General features: G+C 70.8%; 15 protein-coding genes and 1 pseudogene. 3 read left to right on the forward strand and 13 right to left on the reverse strand.

Annotated elements, in window-relative coordinates:
- Position 1 precedes the first annotated feature (1 nt).
- The 3 genes from M3U25_RS13960 (at position 2) to M3U25_RS13970 (ending at position 4,167) form a co-directional block, all read left to right on the forward strand.
- Positions 2 to 2,182 carry a TonB-dependent siderophore receptor gene (locus M3U25_RS13960; RefSeq protein WP_355501871.1) on the forward strand — a complete coding sequence of 727 codons (2,181 nt, stop codon included), beginning with the start codon at positions 2 to 4 and terminating at the stop codon, positions 2,180 to 2,182.
- A gap of 521 nt (positions 2,183 to 2,703) precedes the next feature.
- Complete coding sequence (gene pnuC, locus M3U25_RS13965) at positions 2,704 to 3,276, forward strand: nicotinamide riboside transporter PnuC (protein ID WP_355501868.1); 573 nt, start codon at positions 2,704 to 2,706, stop codon at positions 3,274 to 3,276.
- A gap of 159 nt (positions 3,277 to 3,435) precedes the next feature.
- Positions 3,436 to 4,167, forward strand: a complete 732-nt coding sequence (locus M3U25_RS13970) for a UTRA domain-containing protein (RefSeq protein WP_355501865.1) — start codon at positions 3,436 to 3,438, stop codon at positions 4,165 to 4,167.
- Positions 4,168 to 4,806: 639 nt separating this feature from the next.
- Here the strand turns inward: M3U25_RS13970 and M3U25_RS13975 are convergent.
- The 13 genes and pseudogenes from M3U25_RS13975 to M3U25_RS14035 all read right to left on the reverse strand — a co-directional run bounded on the left by M3U25_RS13975 (position 4,807) and on the right by M3U25_RS14035 (position 19,442).
- Positions 4,807 to 5,640, reverse strand: a complete 834-nt coding sequence (locus M3U25_RS13975; protein ID WP_355501861.1) for a glycosyltransferase — start codon at positions 5,638 to 5,640, stop codon at positions 4,807 to 4,809.
- Between the two features lie 4 nt (positions 5,641 to 5,644).
- The gene (gene gspD, locus M3U25_RS13980; protein WP_355501858.1) at positions 5,645 to 7,936 is read right to left on the reverse strand and encodes a type II secretion system secretin GspD; all 2,292 of its coding nucleotides are present in this window, start codon (positions 7,934 to 7,936) and stop codon (positions 5,645 to 5,647) included.
- Between the two features lie 11 nt (positions 7,937 to 7,947).
- Positions 7,948 to 8,721, reverse strand: coding sequence for a type II secretion system protein XpsN (gene xpsN, locus M3U25_RS13985; protein ID WP_355501855.1), 774 nt, complete (start codon positions 8,719 to 8,721; stop codon positions 7,948 to 7,950).
- Between the two features lie 169 nt (positions 8,722 to 8,890).
- Positions 8,891 to 9,535, reverse strand: a pseudogene (gene gspM, locus M3U25_RS13990) (type II secretion system protein GspM); the annotation flags it as partial.
- Positions 9,516 to 10,640 (reverse strand): PilN domain-containing protein, encoded by a 1,125-nt coding sequence (locus M3U25_RS13995; RefSeq protein ID WP_355501852.1) that lies wholly within the window; start codon positions 10,638 to 10,640, stop codon positions 9,516 to 9,518. The pseudogene gspM and the gene M3U25_RS13995, both read right to left, overlap by 20 nt.
- The gene (locus M3U25_RS14000; protein ID WP_242081800.1) at positions 10,637 to 11,494 is read right to left on the reverse strand and encodes a type II secretion system protein GspK; all 858 of its coding nucleotides are present in this window, start codon (positions 11,492 to 11,494) and stop codon (positions 10,637 to 10,639) included. Before M3U25_RS14000 ends, M3U25_RS13995 begins: the two co-directional genes overlap by 4 nt.
- Positions 11,491 to 12,144, reverse strand: a complete 654-nt coding sequence (locus M3U25_RS14005; protein ID WP_355501848.1) for a type II secretion system protein J — start codon at positions 12,142 to 12,144, stop codon at positions 11,491 to 11,493. Before M3U25_RS14005 ends, M3U25_RS14000 begins: the two co-directional genes overlap by 4 nt.
- On the reverse strand, positions 12,141 to 12,557 hold the full coding sequence (locus M3U25_RS14010) for a prepilin-type N-terminal cleavage/methylation domain-containing protein (RefSeq protein WP_242081802.1): 417 nt from the start codon (positions 12,555 to 12,557) through the stop codon (positions 12,141 to 12,143). Before M3U25_RS14010 ends, M3U25_RS14005 begins: the two co-directional genes overlap by 4 nt.
- Positions 12,554 to 13,003 carry a GspH/FimT family pseudopilin gene (locus M3U25_RS14015; protein ID WP_237473368.1) on the reverse strand — a complete coding sequence of 150 codons (450 nt, stop codon included), beginning with the start codon at positions 13,001 to 13,003 and terminating at the stop codon, positions 12,554 to 12,556. Before M3U25_RS14015 ends, M3U25_RS14010 begins: the two co-directional genes overlap by 4 nt.
- 78 nt (positions 13,004 to 13,081) lie before the next feature.
- Positions 13,082 to 13,519, reverse strand: a complete 438-nt coding sequence (gene gspG, locus M3U25_RS14020) for a type II secretion system major pseudopilin GspG (RefSeq protein ID WP_026143220.1) — start codon at positions 13,517 to 13,519, stop codon at positions 13,082 to 13,084.
- A gap of 675 nt (positions 13,520 to 14,194) precedes the next feature.
- Positions 14,195 to 15,409, reverse strand: a complete 1,215-nt coding sequence (locus M3U25_RS14025; protein ID WP_019798209.1) for a type II secretion system F family protein — start codon at positions 15,407 to 15,409, stop codon at positions 14,195 to 14,197.
- 139 nt (positions 15,410 to 15,548) lie between these two features.
- Positions 15,549 to 17,279: a type II secretion system ATPase GspE gene (gene gspE, locus M3U25_RS14030; protein ID WP_160948310.1), complete on the reverse strand. Its 1,731-nt coding sequence runs from the start codon at positions 17,277 to 17,279 to the stop codon at positions 15,549 to 15,551.
- 267 nt (positions 17,280 to 17,546) lie between these two features.
- Positions 17,547 to 19,442 carry a S8 family peptidase gene (locus M3U25_RS14035; protein ID WP_355503100.1) on the reverse strand — a complete coding sequence of 632 codons (1,896 nt, stop codon included), beginning with the start codon at positions 19,440 to 19,442 and terminating at the stop codon, positions 17,547 to 17,549.
- Positions 19,443 to 19,572 lie beyond the last annotated feature (130 nt).

Here is a 19,572-nt window from a genome sequence, read left to right on the forward strand (position 1 = left end):
CATGCTTCCCACCCGCCGCTTCCCCGCCCCGCACGCGCTTGCGCTGGGCCTGGCCATCGCCCTGCCGCTGCCGGCCCTGGCCGCCGACGATGCGCCGGCATCCGCCGCCGCGCAGACTCCGGTCGAACTGGACGCGGTCAACGTGCAGGGCCGCCAGCCGCACAACCGCAGCAGCCTGAGCGGCTACGGCGACGCGCCGCTGCTGGACACGCCGATGGCGATCGACACCATCGACCGCACCCAGCTGGCCGACCGCCAGGTGCGCGTGCTCAGCGAGGTGCTGCGCGCCGACGCCGCGGTCGGCGACAGCTACGCGCCGATCGGCTACTACGAGAACTTCCTGGTCCGCGGCTATTCGCTCGATGCGGCCAACAGCTACCGCATCAACGGCCTGACCATCGCCGGCGAACAGAACGTGGCGCTGGAGAACAAGGAGCAGGTGCAGGTGCTCAAGGGCCTGTCCGGGGTGCTGTCCGGCATCACCACCCCAGCCGGGGTGATCGACTACCAGACCAAGCGCCCGCAGCACGTGCGCAGCCTGGTACTGAGCGGCGACGACGACGGCAGCCGCGGCGCGGCGGTGGACCTGGGCGACTGGTTCGGCAGCGAGCGCCAGTTCGGCCTGCGCGTCAACGCCGCGCACGAGACGCTGCGCAGCTATGTCGATCACGCCGACGGGCACCGCAACTTCCTGTCGCTGGCCGCGGACTGGAACATCGATCCGCAGTCGGCCCTGCAGCTGGACGTGGAGTACCAGGACCGCCAGCAGCGTTCGGTGCCGGGCTACCAGTTGCTCGGCGGCACGCAGCTGCCGAGCGGGGTGTCGGTGCATCGCCTGCTCGCCTACCAGCCGTGGTCCAGGCCGGTCGGCATCGAGGCACTGAATGCACAGGTGCGCTACGAATACCGCTTCAGCGACGCCTGGAACGTGCATGTCGCCGCGTCGCACAGCCGCGCCCTGATCGACGATTACTCCAGCTTCGCCTGGGGCTGCTACGGCGCGGCCAGTTGCGCCGGCGACGCCGTGCCCAATCACTTCAGCCGCGAAGGCGACTACGACATCTACGACTACCGCAGCCCCGCCGACAGCCGCCGCAACGACGAACTGCAGGCGATCGCCAGCGGCAGCGCCAGCACCGGCGTGTTGCAGCACCAGTTCCAGGTCGGCGTCGACTATCTGCATCGCACCATCGACCGCCACGGCTCGATCAATGAAATGATCGGCAGCGGCAACATAGACGCCGATCCGCCGCTGCTGGCACCGGCCGACGCCGTCCTCGGCCCCAAACGCCGGCGTCTGGACAGCGCGCAGACCGCCCTGTTGGCCAGCGACCGCATCGGCATCGGCGATGCCTGGCAGCTGCTGCTGGGCGCGCGCCAGGTGCGCTACGACGAACGCGCCTGGGACCGCGACGGCACCCTGACCCGGCGCACCCGTCGCTCCGTGTTTCTGCCGCAGGCGGCGCTGCTGTTCAAGGTGCAGCCCTCGCTGTCGCTGTACGCCAGCTTCGCCAAGGGCCTGGCCCCGGGCGGCACCGCGCCCTGGTTCGCCAGCAACGCCGACAGCATCCTCGCCCCCACCAGCGCCTACCAGCGCGAGGCCGGCATGAAGTACGAGCGCGACGGCGTGACCCTGGGCGCGGCGCTGTTCGACATGCGCCAGGCGTACCAGTACGCGCAACCGCAGGCCGACGGCAGCTTCCTGTTCGTGCAGCAGGGCCGCCTGCACAACCGCGGCATCGAACTGTCCGCCGCCGGCACGCTCGGCGCCGGCCTGCACCTGCAGGCCAGCGTCGCCGGCATCCGCGCGCGCGCCGAGGACACCGGCACGCCGGGCGACGAAGGCCACCAGGCGTTGAACGTGCCGCGCTTGCGCGCCAGCGCGCAGGCCACCTGGGATGTGCCCGGCATCAACGGCCTGGCGCTGCTGGGCGGCGCGCAGTACAGCGGCGCCAAGTACGCCGACCGCAGCGGCCAGGTCGCCGTCGGCGGCTACAGCGTCTACACCCTGGGCGCCCGCTACGCGACGCGGCTGGGCGCTGTGCCGACCACGCTGCGGCTGAGCGTGGACAACCTCACCGACAAGCGTTACTGGCGCGACGTCGGCGCCTACGAAGGCGACGACTACCTGTTCCTCGGTGCGCCGCGGACGGCGCGGTTGGCGGTGCAGTTCGATTTTTGAGGAGCTGGGAATGGGGAATCGGGGATTCGGGATTGGTAAAAGCCAAGAGCGGAACATGGCGCGTCACCTTTGTAGGAGCGGCTTCAGCCGCGACGCGCTATTGCTAACGGGTTGCGGCTGATCCCCACAGTGGGGCAAGCGCTGCTCCTTCAACGAACACTGTCTTCTTCGCTCGCAAAAACGCCTGACCCTGTTCTCCGGATCCACCATGACTTCATCCATTCGTGTCCCCTCTCGAACACAAGCCACGCGGATGACCAATGTGGGAGTCAACTGGCATGCAGCCGCGACGCGCGAAGTGGCATGCGTTCCGGTGGCGCAATGCGTCGGGACTGAAGTCCCTCCCACAGTGCACCCGGCGGGCTTGCCGCAAGCCCGTGTGGGAGCGGCTTCAGCCGCGACGGGCGTTCCTGGTAACGCTTGTCGCGGCTGAAGCCGCTCCTACAAACGCGCGCAATGCAACGCGCTCGCGCACCACACCCCATCCAGAATCCCCACTCCCCAATCCCGGCCACCCCACCATGTCTCCCCTCGAACTGCTCGCCGTGCTGGTCAACGTCGTGGGTGTGTGGCTGACCGCGCGGCGGGTGCGCTGGTGCTGGCCGGTCAACGTGGTGGCGGTCCTGCTGTACGCGTGGCTGTTCTATCAGTGGAAGCTGTACTCGGACATGCTGCTGCAGGGCCTCTACGTGGTGCTGCAGGTCTACGGCTGGTGGCGCTGGAGCAAAGGACTCGGCGACGACGGCAAGGTCCAGGTCGGACCGCTGCCGTGGGCCGAAGGGCTGCGCTCGGTGCTGGCCGGCGCCGCCGGCGCGGTGCTGCTGGGCTGGTGGATGCACCGGCACACCGATGCGGCGCTGCCGTGGCTGGATGCCGCGCTGTCGGCGTTCAGCGTGGTCGCCAGCGTCTGGGCCGCGCGCAAGCGCATCGCCAACTGGGTCCTGTGGATCGTGCTGGACTGCGTCTACGTCGGCGTGTTCCTGTACAAGGGGCTGTACCCCACCGCGGCGCTGTACGCCGGATTCGTGGTGCTGGCGGTGTACGGCTTGCGCCTGTGGCAGGCGGATCTGCGTCGCGCGCGTGCGATCAGCTGAGTGCGCCCAGATCCTTCCGTGCTTTCAGCGACACTGCACGCGCGAAGGTCGGGCAATCGGCACACCGGAAGCCCTCAACCGTCAGGCGCCCCACATCGCCCGCATGCCTGCCGGCAGCGTAGTCTTGTCAGCCACGCTGTGCCCCGCCCTGGACTTCGCATGAGCTTCGCCACCCCCGCCGGCTTCGCCCAGCGCATCGCCGATGCGCTGCTGGCGCGCATCGCCGCCGGCGAATGGCGGGCGGACCAGCGCCTGCCGGTGGAGCGGGAACTGGCCGCGCTGTTCGGCTGCACCCGCATCACCCTGCGCGAAGCCCTGCAGCAACTCGAATCGGACGGCCACATCTACCGCGAGAACCGCCGCGGCTGGTTCGTCAGCGCGCCGCGGGTGCGCCACGACCCCAACAGCATCGCCGGCTTCATGCAGTACGTGGCGGCACAGGGCGGCGTGCCGCGCACCGAACTGCTCGCCGCGCAGCGCCAGCCGGCCGGCCCGGTGCTCGCCCGGCACCTGCAATTGCACGATCCCACGACCGAGGTGTTCGTGCTGCGCCGCCGCCGCTGGATCGGGCGCCGCGCGGTGCTGCTGGAGACCAACGCGATCCTCGCCGCGTGGGCACCGCGCCTGCTCGACCACGACCTGGCCGGCTCGCTGAGCGCGGTGCTGACCCAACGCCTGGGCTTGCGGCAGGCGCGCAGCCGGCTGTCGATGTATCCGGCCACGCTCGACGCCGAGCAGGCCGCACTGCTGCAATCCACCACCGGCACGCCCTGCTTCCGCCTGCAGCGCGTCAGCTATGATCCCGCTGGACGCGCCGTGGAGTTCGACATTGAATCCTGGCGTCACGACGTGTTGGAAGTCTCGGTGGACGTGTTCGCGCCATCGGAGTAAGCCGATCTGCGGCGATGTCAACCAGGCACGGAGGTTGTGGGAGTCAACTGTCATGCAGCCGCGACGCGCAACGCGGTGCGTACTTTCCGATGGCGCAATGCGTCGGGACTGAAGTCCCTCCCACAGTGCATCCGGCGGGCTTGCCGCAAGCCGCTGTGAGAGTCAACTGTCCTGCAACCACGACGAACGGAGTAGGTGGACGACCGGACCTCGAAAGCCGTCGGGACTGATCCTACAAAGGGGAGGAGAGTCTCTCCCACATCGCACCCGGACACCGATCATCGCATGGTCGCTTGGCTTTGGCTGTTGCTCTTGCTTTTGACTTCCCGGGTTCCCTTCCGAAGCGGCGGCCATCGCGGGGAAACACCCGAAGGGCGGCGCACAGGGATGTGCGCCGTCCGCGGCAGGGGCAGGATGCCCCTTCCGCGGATCCCCGCGATGGACGCGGACCCGGAGCGCGCAGCGCGGAGGGCGCGAGGCAGGGCGCGCTTGACCAGCCTTCGGCTGTGGTAAAGCGTTTCTTTTGGTTACTTTTCTTTGCGCGAGCAAAGAAAAGTAACTCGCCGTAAGGCGAAAGCTTTGCTCTTGCACTTGTTGTCACATGGCTGAATTGTAGGAGCGACCTCGACACGAGACGCACTAGGCATCGAACAGCGCGCGCTGCGGATCCGGCGGCGGCAACGTGTCGTACAGGCGCTGCAACTCCTCGCGGCAGGCGCGTAGCGGATCGTGCATCAGGAAGCCGGCCAGGCGCGCGTGCCAGGCAGGCCAGCGCGTGGCCAGCGCATCCATGTCACCGTCGGCGGCGCGGCCTTCGCCGCTGCACGCGACATGCGCGGTCTCGCACAGCACGTTGCGCCAGCCGAGTCCGGCCATGCGCAGCGACAGGTCGGTCAGCGCCGCATACCAGGAGCCGTAGCTGCTGGCGTCCAGGCCGCCGGCGCGCTGCCGCGCCACCCCGCGCAACACCACCGCGTGGCACACCGCCGACGGCAGTTCCGGATGCAGCGGCGGCAGGGACGCGCAGGCGCGGGCCAGGCGCTCGGGATCCTCGGGCAGCGGATTGATCTCGCCCAGCCGCGGCCACGCGCAGGCTTCGCCGGCATTGCTCCACGGCGTGGCGCTGGCGATGGCCGCATCGCGCGCCAGGCAGGCGCTCAACTGCAGCAACCAGCCCGGCCCGGGCTGCGCGTCGGCGGCCAGCACCGCCACGTCGGCATCGCCGCAGGCACGCAGCATCTCGTCCACATGCGCGACCTCGCCGAGCATGCGCGGCCGCCGCGTGTAGTCGGCCTGCAAGCGCGTGCGCGCCAGCCAGGCCTCGATCACCCGGATGCCGCGCGGGCCGGCCTGCGCATCGTCGGCCAGCCACACGCGGGTGCCGGCCGGCGTGTTCGCCTCCAGCGCGCCCAGGCAGGCGTCCAGCGCGACGTCGTCGACGCCGACCGCCAGCAGCACGATGGGCAGGCTCACCCGTTTACTTCTTGCCGCGTGCCGGCAGCGGCTCCATGGCCTTGAACTTCTGCCCGTACTCGTCGGTGAGATTGCGCGCTTCCTGCGGGTTGCGCACGATCGACGGCGTGATCAGCACGATCACTTCCTGCCGAGTCTTGTCCTGGGTCTTCTGCCCGAACAGCGCGCCGACTACCGGCAGCTTGCTCAGGTACGGCACACCATTGCTGCCGTCGGTGGTGCTGTCGCTGATCAGGCCGGCCAGCATGATGGTGTCGCCGCTCTGCACCGCCGCCTCGGTCTTGACCCGGCGGGTGTTGATCGGCACGTTGCAGGCGGTGCTGGTGCCGGCGTTGGTGCTGCAGTTGGTCGGCGCCGCGCCGGGCGAGCTGACTTCCTGCACGATGTCCAGGAACACCATGCCATCCTTGGTCACGCGCGGACGCACCTTCAGGATCACGCCGGTATCGATGTAGTTCACCGACGAATAGGTGGTGCCGGTGCCCAGGCCGGTGTCGACGCTGACCGAATTGATCGGAATGCGCGTACCCACGTTGAGCGTGGCTTCGGCGTTATTGCGCACGAACACCGACGGCGTCTGCAGCAGCTTGACGTCGGTGACCTTGTCCAGCGCAGTGATTACCGCCGCGGCGTTTTTGCCGAGGAAGGTCCAGCCCAACCCGCTACTGCCGGTGATGGCACCGGCGATATCGCCCCAGATCTTGCGACCCGCCGCGCTGGGCAGATTGGCGCCACCGCCGCTGAAGCCAATGTTGTTGGCGGTGGACGACGCATTCACCGCCTGCTCGAAGTACCAGTTGACGCCGTACTGCAAATCGCCGCTCAGATTGACCTCCGCCACCTGCGCCTCGATGTGCACCTGCATCGGCATCACATCGAGCTTCTCGACCACGTCGCGGATCGAGCGCCAGGCCTGCGGGGTCGAGCGCACCAGCAGGGTGTTGGTTTCCTCCACCGCCGACACGCCGACCTTGTCGCCCTGCACTTCCAGGGTCACGCTGCCGTTGCCGGACGTGCGCGGCGACAGCTGCAGGCTGCCATTGCCCAGGCCGCCGCCGCTGCTGCCGGAGGAACTGCTGCTGCCCAGGCTGTCGCTGCTGCTGCCCAGGCTGCCGCCCAAGCTGCCGCCGCCCAGGCTGCTGTTGTCGCTGCCGTTGAAGCCGCCCAGGCCGCCGCCGTTCAACTGGCTCATCTGCGAGCCCGGCATCAGCGAGGCGTTGGAGTCGCCACGGTTGCCGCCGCCGGCGCCGAACACCTCGGCCAGGCGGTCGGCCAGGTCCTTGGCCTTGATGTACTTGAGTTCGTAGGAGAACAGCCGCGCGCCGCCGCCGGCGCTGTCGATGCGGTCCAGCCACTCCTGGATCTGGTCCAGGTAGCGCGCCTGCGGGGTGATCACCAGCACCGCGTTGGCATTCTCCAGCGGCATGAAGCGGAACATGCCGGCGCTGGGGGTCTTGCTGTTCTCGCCGAACACCTTCTCCAGGTCGGCCGCGACCTGCTCGGCCTTGCCCGACTGGATCGGGAACACGCCCACCGACATGCCCGACAGCCAGTCGACGTCGAAGATCTGCACCGTGCGCAGGTAGTTCTCCAGTTCGGCGCGGGTACCGCCCAGGGTGATGACGTTGCGCGAGCTGTCGATGCCGACGATGGCGTTCGGCCGCGCATACGGCTCCAGCACCTTCTTCATCTCGCTGGCGGAGATGTATTTCAGCGGCACCACGCGCACCTCGAAGCCGCGCGCGTTGGCCGGCGAGGCGGTGCTCGGCGCCACCGTGCCGGCCAGGGCCTGGTCGGCGGGGACGATGTTGTAGCGGCCGCCGCTGTAGACCATCCGCGCGTTGTTCCAGCCCAGCACCATCTCCAGCAGGTTCAGCGCCTGCGCCGGCGATACCGGCTTGGGCGTGGCCAGGGTCACCGTGCCCTGCACGCCCGGCGCGATCACGTAGTTCTGCCCGAGCATGTCGCCGAGGATGGCCTTGACCACCGCCTGCAGCGATTCGCCCTCGAAGTTGAAGGTGGCGCTGCCGCTGCTGGCGTTGCCCAGCGACGGCGCCGGCGCCGCGGCGGCCGCGGAATTGATCATGGTGCCGCTGCCGCGGCGGATCACCGGGGCGGCGCGCTCGGGCAAGGCATTGGGATCGGCCGGGCCGCCCTGGCCGTCGGTCTGGGTGCTGCCGGCCGCGCCGACCTGGGGGTTGATCGCGGCGCCGCGACGGATGTCCGGCGAGGGCGTGGTGGCGCAGCCGGCCACCAGGCCGATGGCGAGGAACAGGGAAAACAGACGCGGCGTCATGCGATCACTCTTCAAGGGTTCTGACCTGAGGGGTTGTTCTGGCGCTGTTGCTGCAATTGCCGGCGGCGCGCTTCGATCCGCTCGCGGATGGCCTGCAGTTGCTCCGACGACGGAGCCGGCGACGACGGCGGGGGGGCGCTCGGGGTCGGTGCCTGGTTCGGCACCGGGTTGGGGGCGGATTGGGGCGGCGGGCGCGACGCATTCGGGTTGGACTGGCCGTTGCTCGCAGCTCCCGGCATCTGCCCCTGCGCGGCGGCCGCGCGCCCGGCCTGGCCGAGCACGGTCGGCGGTTGCCCGCCCTTGCCGTCGAACACCTTCAACTCCAGGGTCTGGGTGCCGCCGGAACCGCTGACCGTGGCCTGGCGCGGCGCCAGCGACAGCAGCCGCCAGCCCTGCACGGCGTCACCACCTTCCTGCAGGCGCAGCGATTCGCCCTGCTCGGTGGTCAGCGTGGCCATCTTGAAGCGGTCGGTGAGCAGCACGCCGGTCAGGCGCACGTTGGGGGCGGCGGCCTGGCCGTTGTCGGCGCTGAGGAAGAACGGATGCGGGCGGCGATCCTCGGCGAACACCGGGCGCGCGGCGATCTCGCCGTACTGCGAGAAATCGCCCAGGCGATGCGCAGTGGCCGCGGGCAGGCCCGGCAGCCGCTGCAGCATCGACGGATCGTCGCGCAGCGGCGCCACGCGTTCGCCGAGCCCGCCCAGGCCCAGCGCCCAGACCAGCAGCCCCCACAGCGCCAGCGTGCCCAGCCACACGGTGCGCAGGCCCATCGCTTCAATTCGCATGGCGTCCCTCCACCTGTTGCGGCAGGTCCGCCGGCGCGGCATTCGCGGCGCCAGGCGTGCCCGGCAGGTTGGTCGCGCTGGGCGCGGCCTGCGGCGCCGGCGCGGCGGCCGGCTCGCTCGGCCCGGCGCCGGCGGAACCGCCGGCATTCATCACCGGCGTGGCCGCGGCAGGTGCCGCCGCTGCCGACGGATCCGGCGTGGCGGACGCCGCCGGCGGCGCCGGCATCGCGTTCGGGCGCAGGTAGCCGGCCAGTTCGAAGGCCACGTCCAGGCCGTTGCCGCTTTCGCCCGGCGAGAGCTGGTAGCGCTGCGCCATCACGTTGAGGTTGTCGATGAACAATGCCGGCGTGCCGCTCTCCAGCGCATGCAGCACGGCCGCCAGTTCCGGCGTGCCGCAGCGCAGGCGCACCTGCACCGCGACGCGGGTGAAGCGGTCGCTGCGGTTGTCGGCGGCCAGCGGCGAGCGGTTGCTGATCGCGCAGCTGCGGTTGCCGGGGCTGGCCGTGGCCACCGCGCTTTCCAGGCGCTGCACCAGGCCGGCCGAGGCCAGTTCGGCCGAGGTCTCGCGCAGGAAGCCCGGGCGCGTGGCCAGCTCGCGCTGCGCCTGCTGCAGCCGTTGCGCCACCTGCGGCGCCTGCTGCAACTGCATGCGCACGCGCAGTTCGCGCTGCTGCAGTTCCTGGATCTGCGTATCGACCTCGCGCATCGGCACGGTCCACCACGGATGCACCAGCACCAGGTAGCCCAGCGCCAGCGCCGCCAGCAGCAGGCCCAGCGCCAGCCAGCGGTCGCGCTTATCGACCTGCACTGGCATCGGCGGCCTCCTTGCGCTTGGTCCCGGCCAGTTCGGCGGTGAGGGTGAAACGGTCGCGGTGGCTGCCCGGGTCGGCCTGCAGCACGCCGGTCAGCGACGGCGTGCGCCACAGCGGCGAGCCTTCCAGGCGCCCGACCAGCGACGAGGCTTCGCTGCTGAGGCCGATCAACTGCAGCTGGTTGCCCTCGATCGAGAACTTCTCCAGATAGGTGCCCTCCGGCAGGCGCTTGCTCAGTTCGTTCCAGACCTCCACCGAGGCCGGGCGCTCGGCGCGCAACTGATCGAAGAAAGCGGCGCCTTCGACCAGGTCGACCAGTTGCTGGCGCTGCGCGGCGACCCCGCGCGCGCGCTGCGCGCCGCTGTCCACCTGCGCGCGCAGGTGCTCCAGCGCATCGCGGCGGTTGTCCAGCAACTGCCAGCCGGCCGCGCACAGCGCCAGCAGTGCGGTGGCGGCGAGAATCGCGTTCCAGCGCCGCATCGGGTCGGCGCGGCGGTGGCGCTGTTCCTGCGGCAGCAGGTTCACCCCCAGCGGCGCGCCATCGCTGCCGGCGACGTCGATGCCGGCCAGGGTCGGGCGCAGCGCACCGGCACTGGCCTGCAGATCGTCCAGCACGCGGCGCGGGGCCACCACCAGTTCGGCATCGAGCTGGGCGTCGTCGCGGCGGCCGTCGGCGCGCACGTCGTAGATCACCTGATCGGCCTGGAACGGGGTCTGCCGGTCGATCTCGAACTTCACCACCTCGCGCAGGTGCTCGGCCGCCGCCGCCGGCAGGCGCAGCCGGCGTTGCAGCGCCGCCTCGGCCGGCAGCAGCCAGACCCGCGGCAACGCCGCCAGGCGCGGCCCCAGCAGCGCCTCCAGTTCGGCGGGCAACAGCGGCCACGGCAGCGCCAGCGGCGCGCCCAGCTCGGACTCGACCTGCCGCGCCAGCATCAGCTGCTCGCCCTCGCGCCACAGCAGCAGCCGCGCCTGCGACCAGCCCAGCTGCAGTTGCCAGCGCGGCGGCAGCCACGCCATCAGCGAGCGCTGCCACCAGGCCAGCAGCCCGCCCGCACCGGGGGCGATGCGTACGCCAAGTTTGTCCATCGTGTCGCGCCACGCCGTCATCGCACCGTCGTTCCTTCTTCCCAACGCAACACAGTGTAGGCGGAGCCCGGCAGCGCCGACGAGCCTGGGCGCACTACCGCGCGCAACACGCCCTCGCGGCCATTGCCCAACCGTGCCCGGCTTTCGATGCTGTAGGTGCCGCCCCCGCCCATGCCGACCATGCCGAGCTGGGTCTGATCGGTGCGTTCGCGCTGCGCCAGCACCTGCTGCGCGTCCAGGCCGAGCGCGGTCAGCACCGGCCCCGGCGCGAAGTCCGGCGTCGGCCGCGACACGCCGCCGTACAGGGTCAGGTTGGGCAGCAGCTTGGCGTACAGCTCCGGGTCCATGCCCAGCACCAGCTGCAGCTCGGCCAGGCTCTCGAACGGGGCGTCCTTGGCGCCGTAAGGCAGGCCAGCCGCAGCGTAGTCCGGATCCTCGGCGCCGTTGGGCTGGGTCAGGTTGTCCGGATCGCGCCAGTCCACGATCGCCGCGGCGATGCGCTCGGCGCGCTGCGGATCCTCGCCGACCGCGCGCACCAGCGCCGCCAGCAGCGTCGCATCGGCCATGTTCAGATCGACCTTGCCGCTCTCGTCGGTGACGCGCAGGTCGACGGTGGCGCCTTCGTACTGCCAGCGGTAGCGCCGGCCGTCGGCACGCCAGCCCGGCTGCGTGGGCGTGCCGGCGAGCCGGGTCAGCGCGTATTCCAGGCCGGCGCGCGCGCGCTCCTGCGCCTCGGCGCCGTCGCCCAGCACCTTGCCCTGCAGGTTCTCGGTGCGCGCGGTCAGCGCGAACGCGCCGATCAACGCGGTCAGCAGCGCGATCAGCCACAGCACCAGCACCAGCGCGGCGCCGCGGTCGCGACGCGCCGCGCTCATTGCCGCATCTCCGCGCCGCCGGCCTGGCGCAGCGCCACCACCAGCGGCGGCCACGCCGTGCCATCGCCGCCGCGCAATTCGATCGAGACCAGCAGCGGCAGCGTGTCGGTGCGTTCCCAGCGTTCCTGCCAGGGGCCGATGGTGCCGCGCTCCGGGTCCAGGCCGCGGTAGCGGAAGCGCACCTCGCGCAGGTCGCGCGCCAGCGGCTCGGGCGGGCGCGGCGGGGTCTCGGCCAGTTGCTTGCCGGCCTGCACCTGCACCAGCGCAATCGCCAGTTGCCGATGGTCGCCCTCGCCGCTGACCCGCAGGTCGTGCAGGTAGGGACCGCCACGGCCGAGGTAGTCGGGCAGATCGGCCACGAACTGCATGCGCTGCGGTTCGCCGACGAAGCGCACCGGCTGCAGGGTCTGCGTGTCGATGTCCAGCGGCAGCGACTGCGCGCCGCTCAGGCGCCGGCGCAGGAAGCCCTCGACTGCGCGCATGCGTTCGCTGCGCCCGGCGATCGCCTCGCCACGGCCGCTGATCGCCATCGCCGAGCGCAGCGTGGCGAAGGCCAGGGTCAGGCCGCCGACCAGCAACACCGTGGCCAGCAGCACTTCGATCAGGGTGAAGCCGCGCGCAGTGGCGCGGCGCGGCGCACGCCGGGTCATTGCGGCACTCCGGCGGCCTGCGGCGCGACCAGGCGCAGCGTCTTCCACTGCAGCGCCTGCGCCGGCGCATCGCCCCAGCGCACCTGCAGGGTCAGTTGCAGCAGGGTCGGCGCGCCGGGTACCACCGCGGCATCGGGCGGCCGCCGCGGGTCCGCATAGGGCGCCACGTCCAGCGTCCAGCGGTAGTGGCCCTGGTCCAGGGTGCCCTGACTGCGTCCCGGCTGCAGCGGCTGCTCCACGCCCTGCGCGGCCAGCAGCGACTGCGCATACAGGGTGGCGCGGCTCAATTGGTCGGCACGCTGCACCTGCCGCGCCGCGCCGGACAGCGAGCCGAGCAGCAGGGTCAGCGCCAGCGCCAGCAAGGCGAACGCCACGATCACCTCGATCAGGGTGTAGCCGCGCTGACGGTTCATGGCGCCGCCTGCTCCGGCGCACGCCCCACCGTGACCTCGCCGGTCAGCCAGGTCACGTCGATGCGCCAGCGCGCCTGCCGCGCCTGCAGCTCGATGCGGCCGCCGGTGGACGCGCCGTCCTCGAAGAACTGGATCGCGCCCTCGCCGTCGCGGCGCTGCGCCTGGCGTGCGCCGGTGAAGCGGATCGTCAGCGACGGGGGGATCTCGCCGTGGCGGCCGTTGGGCGCCTGCCAGCGGTGCGCCTGCGGGTCGATCAGGAAGCGCTGCGGCTGGCCGCTGGCGATCGCCTGGGTGCGGGTGTAGCGCAGTTGCGACGCGATCTCCTTGGCCGCCGAGCGCAGGCGCATGCCGTCGATGCCGCCGGTCAGCACCGAGGCCGCCAGCAGCGCGGCGATCGCGATCAGGCCCACCACCAGCAGCATCTCCAGCAGCGACACGCCGCGCATGCGCGCACGCGCCGCCGGCACGCACGCCGGCGCGCCGAAGCGCAGCGCGCCGGCAGGGGCCCGGATCACGGCGCCGGATCACTCGTACTTGATGTCGGCGTCGTAACTGCTGCCGCCGGGCTGGCCATCCTTGCCCAGGCTGATCAGGTCGAACGGACGGCCTTCGCCGGGCACCTTGTACTCGATCGGGTGGCCCCAGGGGTCGTTCAGTTCGGCAGGCTTGGCGTACGGGCCGAGCCAGCCGCTGACGCCGCCCGGCGCGGTGACCAGGTCGTCGAGCTTGGACGGCAGCTTGCCGGTATCGAGCTGGTAGTTGTCGACCTTGCCGGCCAGGGTCTGGATCTGCGACTTGGCCAGGTTGGCCTTGCCGCGGTCGGCGCCGCCGAGCACGCGGCTGCCGACCAGGGTCAGCACCGCGCCGATCAGCACGATGACGATGATGATTTCCAGCAGGCTCATGCCCGCCTGGCGTGCGGCGGACGGGGAACGGGTGAGGGAGCGGCGGAGAGTGCGCATTGCATCGGATCCTTGCGGTGGAAGACCTATGTAGCCGAACACGGTGACGATGGCAGCCGGGGCCGGCCGGCGGTACAGCGGCGCGTCACGCACGCCGTCACACCTGCCGCCGGAGGATCCGTGCCGCGCGCACGCACGGCCGCGACCGGCGCGCACGGCGCCGCTGGCAATGGGACAGGGGCAGCGGCCGAAGGTTCCCGCGCGAGAAGGCGTGGCGTCACAGTCCGCGGCAGTCGCCCGAAGCCCGGCCGAGGCCGGGCGTTCGGCGCCACATGCGCCATGGCGCACCGCGCGGGCGTGTCAGGCGAGGCCGCGGCCATCCATGGCGTCGCATTGCCGGCGCCGGATAGACCGGCCCGGCCCTTCATGGCCGGGCGTTCGGCCATGCGCGAACCTGCGGTTCGCAAGCGCATGGCCTCCTTTGATTCATTCGTCCGCTGCGCCAGATGACTGCGCAGCCGTCCATGGCGTGACATCGCGAGCGCCGGAACCACCGGCCCGGCCGTCCCTGGCCGGGCGTTCGGCGCCACATGCGCCATGGCGCACCGCGCGGGCGTGTCAGGCGAGGCCGCGGCCATCCATGGCGTCGCATTGCCGGCTCCGGATAGACCGGCCCGGCCATCCATGGCCGGGCGTTCGGCCATGCGCGAACCTGCGGTTCGCAAGCGCATGGCCTCACCCAATCGCATTGGTGAGGTCGTAGAGGGGGACGAGGACGGAGATGATCACCAGGCCGACCACCGAGGCCAGGACCAGGGTGATCGCCGGCACCATCGCCGCCAGCAGGCGGTCGATGGCCTGTGCGGTCTCCTGTTCGAAGGTGTCGGCGGTCTTCAGCAGCATGATGTCGAGCGCGCCCGATTCCTCGCCGACCTGGATCATCTGCAGCGCCAGGCGCGGGAAGCGCTTGCCCTTGGACAGCGAGGCCGACAGGCCGTGGCCGTTCTTGACGTCGTCCGCGGCGGCGCCGACGTCGGCGGTCAGCGCCAGGTTCGACAGCACGTTGCGGGAGATGCCCAGCGCCGCCAGCAGTGGCACGCCGTTGCGCAGCAGGGTGCCGAGCGTGCGGGTCAGGCGCGCGGTCTCCAGCCGCGAAATCAGCACGCCGACGAAGCGCTGGCGCAGCAGCCAGGCGTCGAAGCGAGCACGGAAGGCGGGATCGCGGCGCTTGCGATCCACCGCCAGGATGGTCACGCCCGGCACCACCAGCAGCACGATCCACCAGTCGCGCACGAACAGGCCCACGCTCAGCACCGCCTGGGTGAACCACGGCAGGGCCACGTCCAGACTCTCGTACATCTGCGCGAACTGCGGCACCACGTAGCCGAGCAGGAACAGCAGCGCGCAGCCGACCACGCTGACCAGGATCGCCGGGTAGATCAGCGCATTGATCACCCGCCCGCGCAACTCGCGGCTGCGCTCCAGGTACTCGGCCAGGCGTTGCAGGGTGTCGTGCAGGCTGCCGCCGGCCTCGCCTGCGCGCACCATGTTGATGTACAGGCGCGAGAACAGCCCGTGCTGGCGCTCCAGCGCGGTGGACAGCGGCGCGCCGCCGCGCACCGCATCGCGGATGTCGCCGACGGTGCGCTTGGAGCGTTCGTCCTCGGGCAGTTCGAGCAGGATCGACAGCGCGCGATCCAGCGGCTGACCGGCGCCGAGCAGGGTCGCCAGTTGCTGGGTGAACTGCACCAGCGCCGCCCCGTCGAACGGCTTGGGCCGGAACAGTCCGCGCAGCGAGGTGCCGCCGCCCTCGGCGGCCAGCCTGGCCTGCATCGGCATGTGCCCCTGCTCCTGCAGGCGCAGCGCCACTTCCGCCTCGCTGGCGGCTTCCATCTGCCCTTCCAGGATCTCGCCGTGCGAGTCCAGGGCCTTGTAGCGGTACAGGGGCATCAGGGCTGGAGCTGGGACTGGAGAATGGAGAATCGGGAATGGGAACGCGCGTCGTGCGCGGTCCGTGCGTTCCCGAGCGCGGACCGCCGGCGCATGGCGCAGCGACACGTCGTCACCACCGGAGCGCACGCCGCGCGCATCAGGTTTCCTCCGTCACGCGCAGCACTTCCTCGATCGTGGTCTGGCCGCTGAGTGCCTTGGCCAGACCGTCCTCGTACATGGTGCGCATGCCGGCCTCGCGCGCCAGTTGCTCGATCTCGCCCATGCCCGCGTGGCGCATCACCGCACGCCGCAGCACGTCGTTCATCACCAGGAATTCCATGATGGTGGTGCGGCCCACGTAGCCGGTCGGCGCGATCGCCGAAGGCCGCGGGCGGTACAGGAAGATCTCGCCTTCCGGCTGCAGCCGGCGCAGTTCGAACTTCTCGATCTCCTCCGGCGAGGCCGCATAGCGCTCGGCATGGGTCGGCTCCAGCCGCCGCACCAGGCGCTGGGCGAGGATGCCGTTGATGGTGGAGGTCAGCAGGTAGTCTTCCACGCCCATGTCGAGCAGGCGGGTGATGCCGCCGGCGGCGTTGTTGGTGTGCAGGGTGGACAGCACCAGGTGGCCGGTCAGCGCGGACTGGATGGCGATGCGCGCCGTCTCCAGGTCGCGCATTTCGCCGATCATGATGATGTCCGGGTCCTGGCGCACGATGCTGCGCAGCGCATGCGAGAAATCCAGGCCGATCTGCGGCTTGGCCTGGATCTGGTTGATGCCCTCGATCTGGTATTCGACCGGGTCCTCGACGGTGATGATCTTGACGTCGGCGGTGTTGAGCTGGCTCAGCGCGGTGTACAGCGTGGTGGTCTTGCCCGAGCCGGTGGGACCGGTGACCAGCAGGATGCCGTGCGGCTGCTCGAGCACCTTGCGGAACTGCGGCAGGAACGCGTCGGTGAAGCCGAGCCGGTGGAAGTCGAACACCACGGTCTCGCGGTCGAGCAGGCGCATCACCACGCTCTCGCCGTGCGCGGTGGGCACGGTGCTCACGCGCAGGTCCAGTTCCTTGCCCTGCACCCGCAGCATGATGCGGCCGTCCTGCGGCAGGCGGCGCTCGGCGATGTTGAGCTTGGCCATGATCTTGACGCGGCTGATCACCGCCGCGGTCAAATTGGCCGGCGGACTCTCGCCGTCGATCAGCACGCCGTCGACGCGGTAGCGCACCTTCAGCCGGCTCTCGAACGGCTCGATGTGGATGTCCGAGGCGCGCAGTTCCACCGCGCGCTGGATCACCAGGTTGACCAGGCGGATCACCGGCGCCTCGGAAGCCAGGTCGCGCAGGTGCTCGATGTCGTCGGCGGCGACGCTGTCGCCGTCGGCGGTTTCCACGATCGCGCCCATCGCGCTGCGGCCCTGGCCGAACCAGCGCTCGATCAGGTCGTCGATCTCCGAGCGCAGGCCGACCCGCGGCAGCACCTGCAGGCCGGTGGCCAGGCGCACCGCGTCGGCGGCATAGGCATCGTGCGGATCGGCCATCCACAGTTCCAGCACGCCATCATGTTCGCCCAGCGGGCACACATGGAATTGCTTGAGGAAGCGCAGCGACAGCGGTTGCGCCTCGGGCAGGCTCTCCGGCGCGGTGGCCGGCAACTGCTTGGCGTCGAGCAGCGGCAGACCCAGGACCTCGGCGCTGAGCTCGGCATGGTCGCGCTCGGAGACCAGGCCCAGGCGCGCCAGCAGCGCCAGCAGGCCGCCGCCGGACTCGCGCTGCAGCTGCCGCGCGCGCGCCAGGTCGCCGTCCTTGAGCCGGCCCTTGGCCAGCAATGCCGCGATGATGCGGCTTTCGGGCGTCTCCACGGCGACGGCAGTGTCCTTCACGAGCGCATTCACGCGATCCCTCCCAGATGACCGTGCGACTTTAGCAGTTCGGCATGACCCGACGCCGAATCCGGCGCGCTCCCCTGTCGCTGTCTACCGGGAGGCAGGGATGCCGGCTCCGGCAGGCCGGCGGCGGTCATCGGCCTGACATCCGCGCAGGCGATGCTGGCCGGTCGCGCCGCGCCTTGGCCAGCCGCACGGCGCTGTCCCCAGACGCAGGAAACCCGGCCGAAGCCGGGTTTCCTGGGACGACATGGCGCCTCCCTGCGCCGCGTGCGCTTACTGGCGCGCGACCAGGCTGACGCCGGTGTAGGTGCTCTCGCCGACCAGCTTGATGTAGTACGTGCCGGCCTGCGGCGCGGTGAAGCGCACCGTTTCGTTGTTGCCCGGGCGGGTCGACTTGGCGTCGGCGTTGCCGGCACTCGGCTCCTTGCCGAAGCTCACGTACAACGACACGTTGCCGCTGCCGCCGTAGGTGAGGAAGCTCAGCACCGCACCGGCCTTGGCCTCGAAGCTGTACAGCGCCTCGTTGCCGGCGGCGCCGGCCAGGCCGGCCACCGCCACCTTGTTGGTCAGCGCGGTGGCCGTCGGCGCGCACTGCTCGGTGGCCGGATCGCACGGCTCTTCCAGCGCCTTGGCCAGCGCGGCCTTGGCATCGACGATACCGGTGCCGATCGGGGTGCTGGACGGGATCGACACCGGGAACGGACGCGCGGTCTGCTTGAGCAGGGTCTCCAGCGCCGCCGGGGTCAACGGCGCCTTGTCCGCGGCGATCAGGGCGCTCTGCACCAGCGCCGCCACCGCGGCCACGTGCGGCGAGGCCATCGAGGTGCCACCCAGGCCCATATAGGTGTAGTTGCCGGAGGTCGGCGTGGTCGCACCGCTGTAGCCGTTCTGCCAGATGTAGCCGCCCGGGTTGCCGTCGACGCTGCCGCCGCCGCCGGGACCGGACAGGTCCACCTTGGCGCCATAGTTGGAGTAGTAGGTGATGCCGCCGGTGATGCGGGTGGCGCCGACCGCGATCACGTTGTCGCAGCTGGCCGGGCTGAAGTTGGCGGCGTTGGCGGTGTTGTTGCCGGCGGCCACCACCACCGTGGTGCCGCGCGACACCGCGCCGTTGATCGCGTCCTGGGTGACGCTGTCGCAGGCGCCGCCGCCGCCCAGGCTCATGTTGATGATCTCGGCCGGGTTCTGGTTGGCCGGCACGCCGGACACGGTGCCGCCCGAGGCCCAGATGATGGCGTCGGCGATGTCGGAGGTGTAGCCGCCGCACTTGCCGAGCACGCGCACCGGCAGCACGGTGGCGTTGGGCGCCACGCCGGCCATGCCGATGCCGTTGTTGGTCGCTTCGGCGACGGTGCCGGCGACGTGGCTGCCGTGCCAGGAACTGTCGTCGGCGACGGAACCGGCGTAGCACTCGTTGTCGTTCTCGACCCAGTCGCCGTAGTCCAGCGCGCCCGGCACGCGGGCGTCGGTCGGACGCCGCGAGGTCGCCGCGTCGGAAATGAAGTCGTAGCCCTGCAGCAGGTTCACCGCCACGTCCGGATGGTTCGGCAGGATGCCGGTATCGAGCACCGCCACCACCACGCCGTCGCCCTTGGACACGTCCCACGCGGCCGGCGCGTTGATGCCGCCGGTGGTGTTGCTGTAGTGCCACTGGTACTGCGCGTACAGCGGATCGTTGGGCACGAACTGCGGCTGCACCTGCGCCTTGGCGCGCAGCACCTCGACCGGCCGCAGCTTGGCGTCGACCTGCGCGTACTTCACCGCCGGGTCGGCGGCGATCTCGGCCACCACCTTGTCCAGGTCGGCCTTGCTCAGCTTGCCGGTCAGGCGGATCAGGTCCGCGCCGATGCCCAGGGTGCGCACGTACTCGGCGCGCACGCTGGCCGCGGCCGCGCGCGAGATGCCGTTGCCGCCGCCGAGGCTGGCGCGGCCCACCGCCGACTGCACCGCCGACAGCTTGGCGCTGCGGTCGCTGGCCGCGGCGGTACCGGCGTTGTAGCGCACCAGGATGCGGTTGGAGGTCACCGCATCGGCCGGCGCGGACCTGCCCGGTTCCTTGACCGGCAGCGGCGCAGAAGCGCCGGCCGCGATCGCGCTCGAGGCTCCCAGCGACATCGCCAGCATGGCGGCGGCGATGGCATTGATACGAAGGTTTTGCTTGTCGATCACGTTGACGTCCTCTTCAAAGTTTCGTGGATCAGGCGACAGTTGCGGCCGTAAAACTCCCTTTTTCGAATCCGTTGGCCGGCCCAGCCAAGGTCCTGTGGTCTGCCCCCTCAGGCCATTGCGTGGCGGACGG

Source organism: Xanthomonas sp. PPL134 (assembly GCF_040595915.1).
Classification (GTDB): Bacteria; Pseudomonadota; Gammaproteobacteria; order Xanthomonadales; family Xanthomonadaceae; genus Xanthomonas_A; species Xanthomonas_A indica.

What these genes read in the sequence shown, in the direction of transcription:
- M3U25_RS13960 (WP_355501871.1), top strand. Translation starts at nt 2, where the DNA reads ATGCTTCCCACCCGCCGCTTCCCCGCCCCGCACGCGCTTGCGCTGGGC.
- pnuC (WP_355501868.1), top strand. Translation starts at nt 2,704, where the DNA reads ATGTCTCCCCTCGAACTGCTCGCCGTGCTGGTCAACGTCGTGGGTGTG.
- M3U25_RS13970 (WP_355501865.1), top strand. Translation starts at nt 3,436, where the DNA reads ATGAGCTTCGCCACCCCCGCCGGCTTCGCCCAGCGCATCGCCGATGCG.
- gspD (WP_355501858.1), bottom strand. Translation starts at nt 7,936, where the DNA reads ATGACGCCGCGTCTGTTTTCCCTGTTCCTCGCCATCGGCCTGGTGGCC.
- xpsN (WP_355501855.1), bottom strand. Translation starts at nt 8,721, where the DNA reads ATGCGAATTGAAGCGATGGGCCTGCGCACCGTGTGGCTGGGCACGCTG.
- M3U25_RS13995 (WP_355501852.1), bottom strand. Translation starts at nt 10,640, where the DNA reads ATGACGGCGTGGCGCGACACGATGGACAAACTTGGCGTACGCATCGCC.
- M3U25_RS14000 (WP_242081800.1), bottom strand. Translation starts at nt 11,494, where the DNA reads ATGAGCGCGGCGCGTCGCGACCGCGGCGCCGCGCTGGTGCTGGTGCTG.
- M3U25_RS14005 (WP_355501848.1), bottom strand. Translation starts at nt 12,144, where the DNA reads ATGACCCGGCGTGCGCCGCGCCGCGCCACTGCGCGCGGCTTCACCCTG.
- M3U25_RS14010 (WP_242081802.1), bottom strand. Translation starts at nt 12,557, where the DNA reads ATGAACCGTCAGCGCGGCTACACCCTGATCGAGGTGATCGTGGCGTTC.
- M3U25_RS14015 (WP_237473368.1), bottom strand. Translation starts at nt 13,003, where the DNA reads ATGCGCGGCGTGTCGCTGCTGGAGATGCTGCTGGTGGTGGGCCTGATC.
- gspG (WP_026143220.1), bottom strand. Translation starts at nt 13,519, where the DNA reads ATGCGCACTCTCCGCCGCTCCCTCACCCGTTCCCCGTCCGCCGCACGC.
- M3U25_RS14025 (WP_019798209.1), bottom strand. Translation starts at nt 15,409, where the DNA reads ATGCCCCTGTACCGCTACAAGGCCCTGGACTCGCACGGCGAGATCCTG.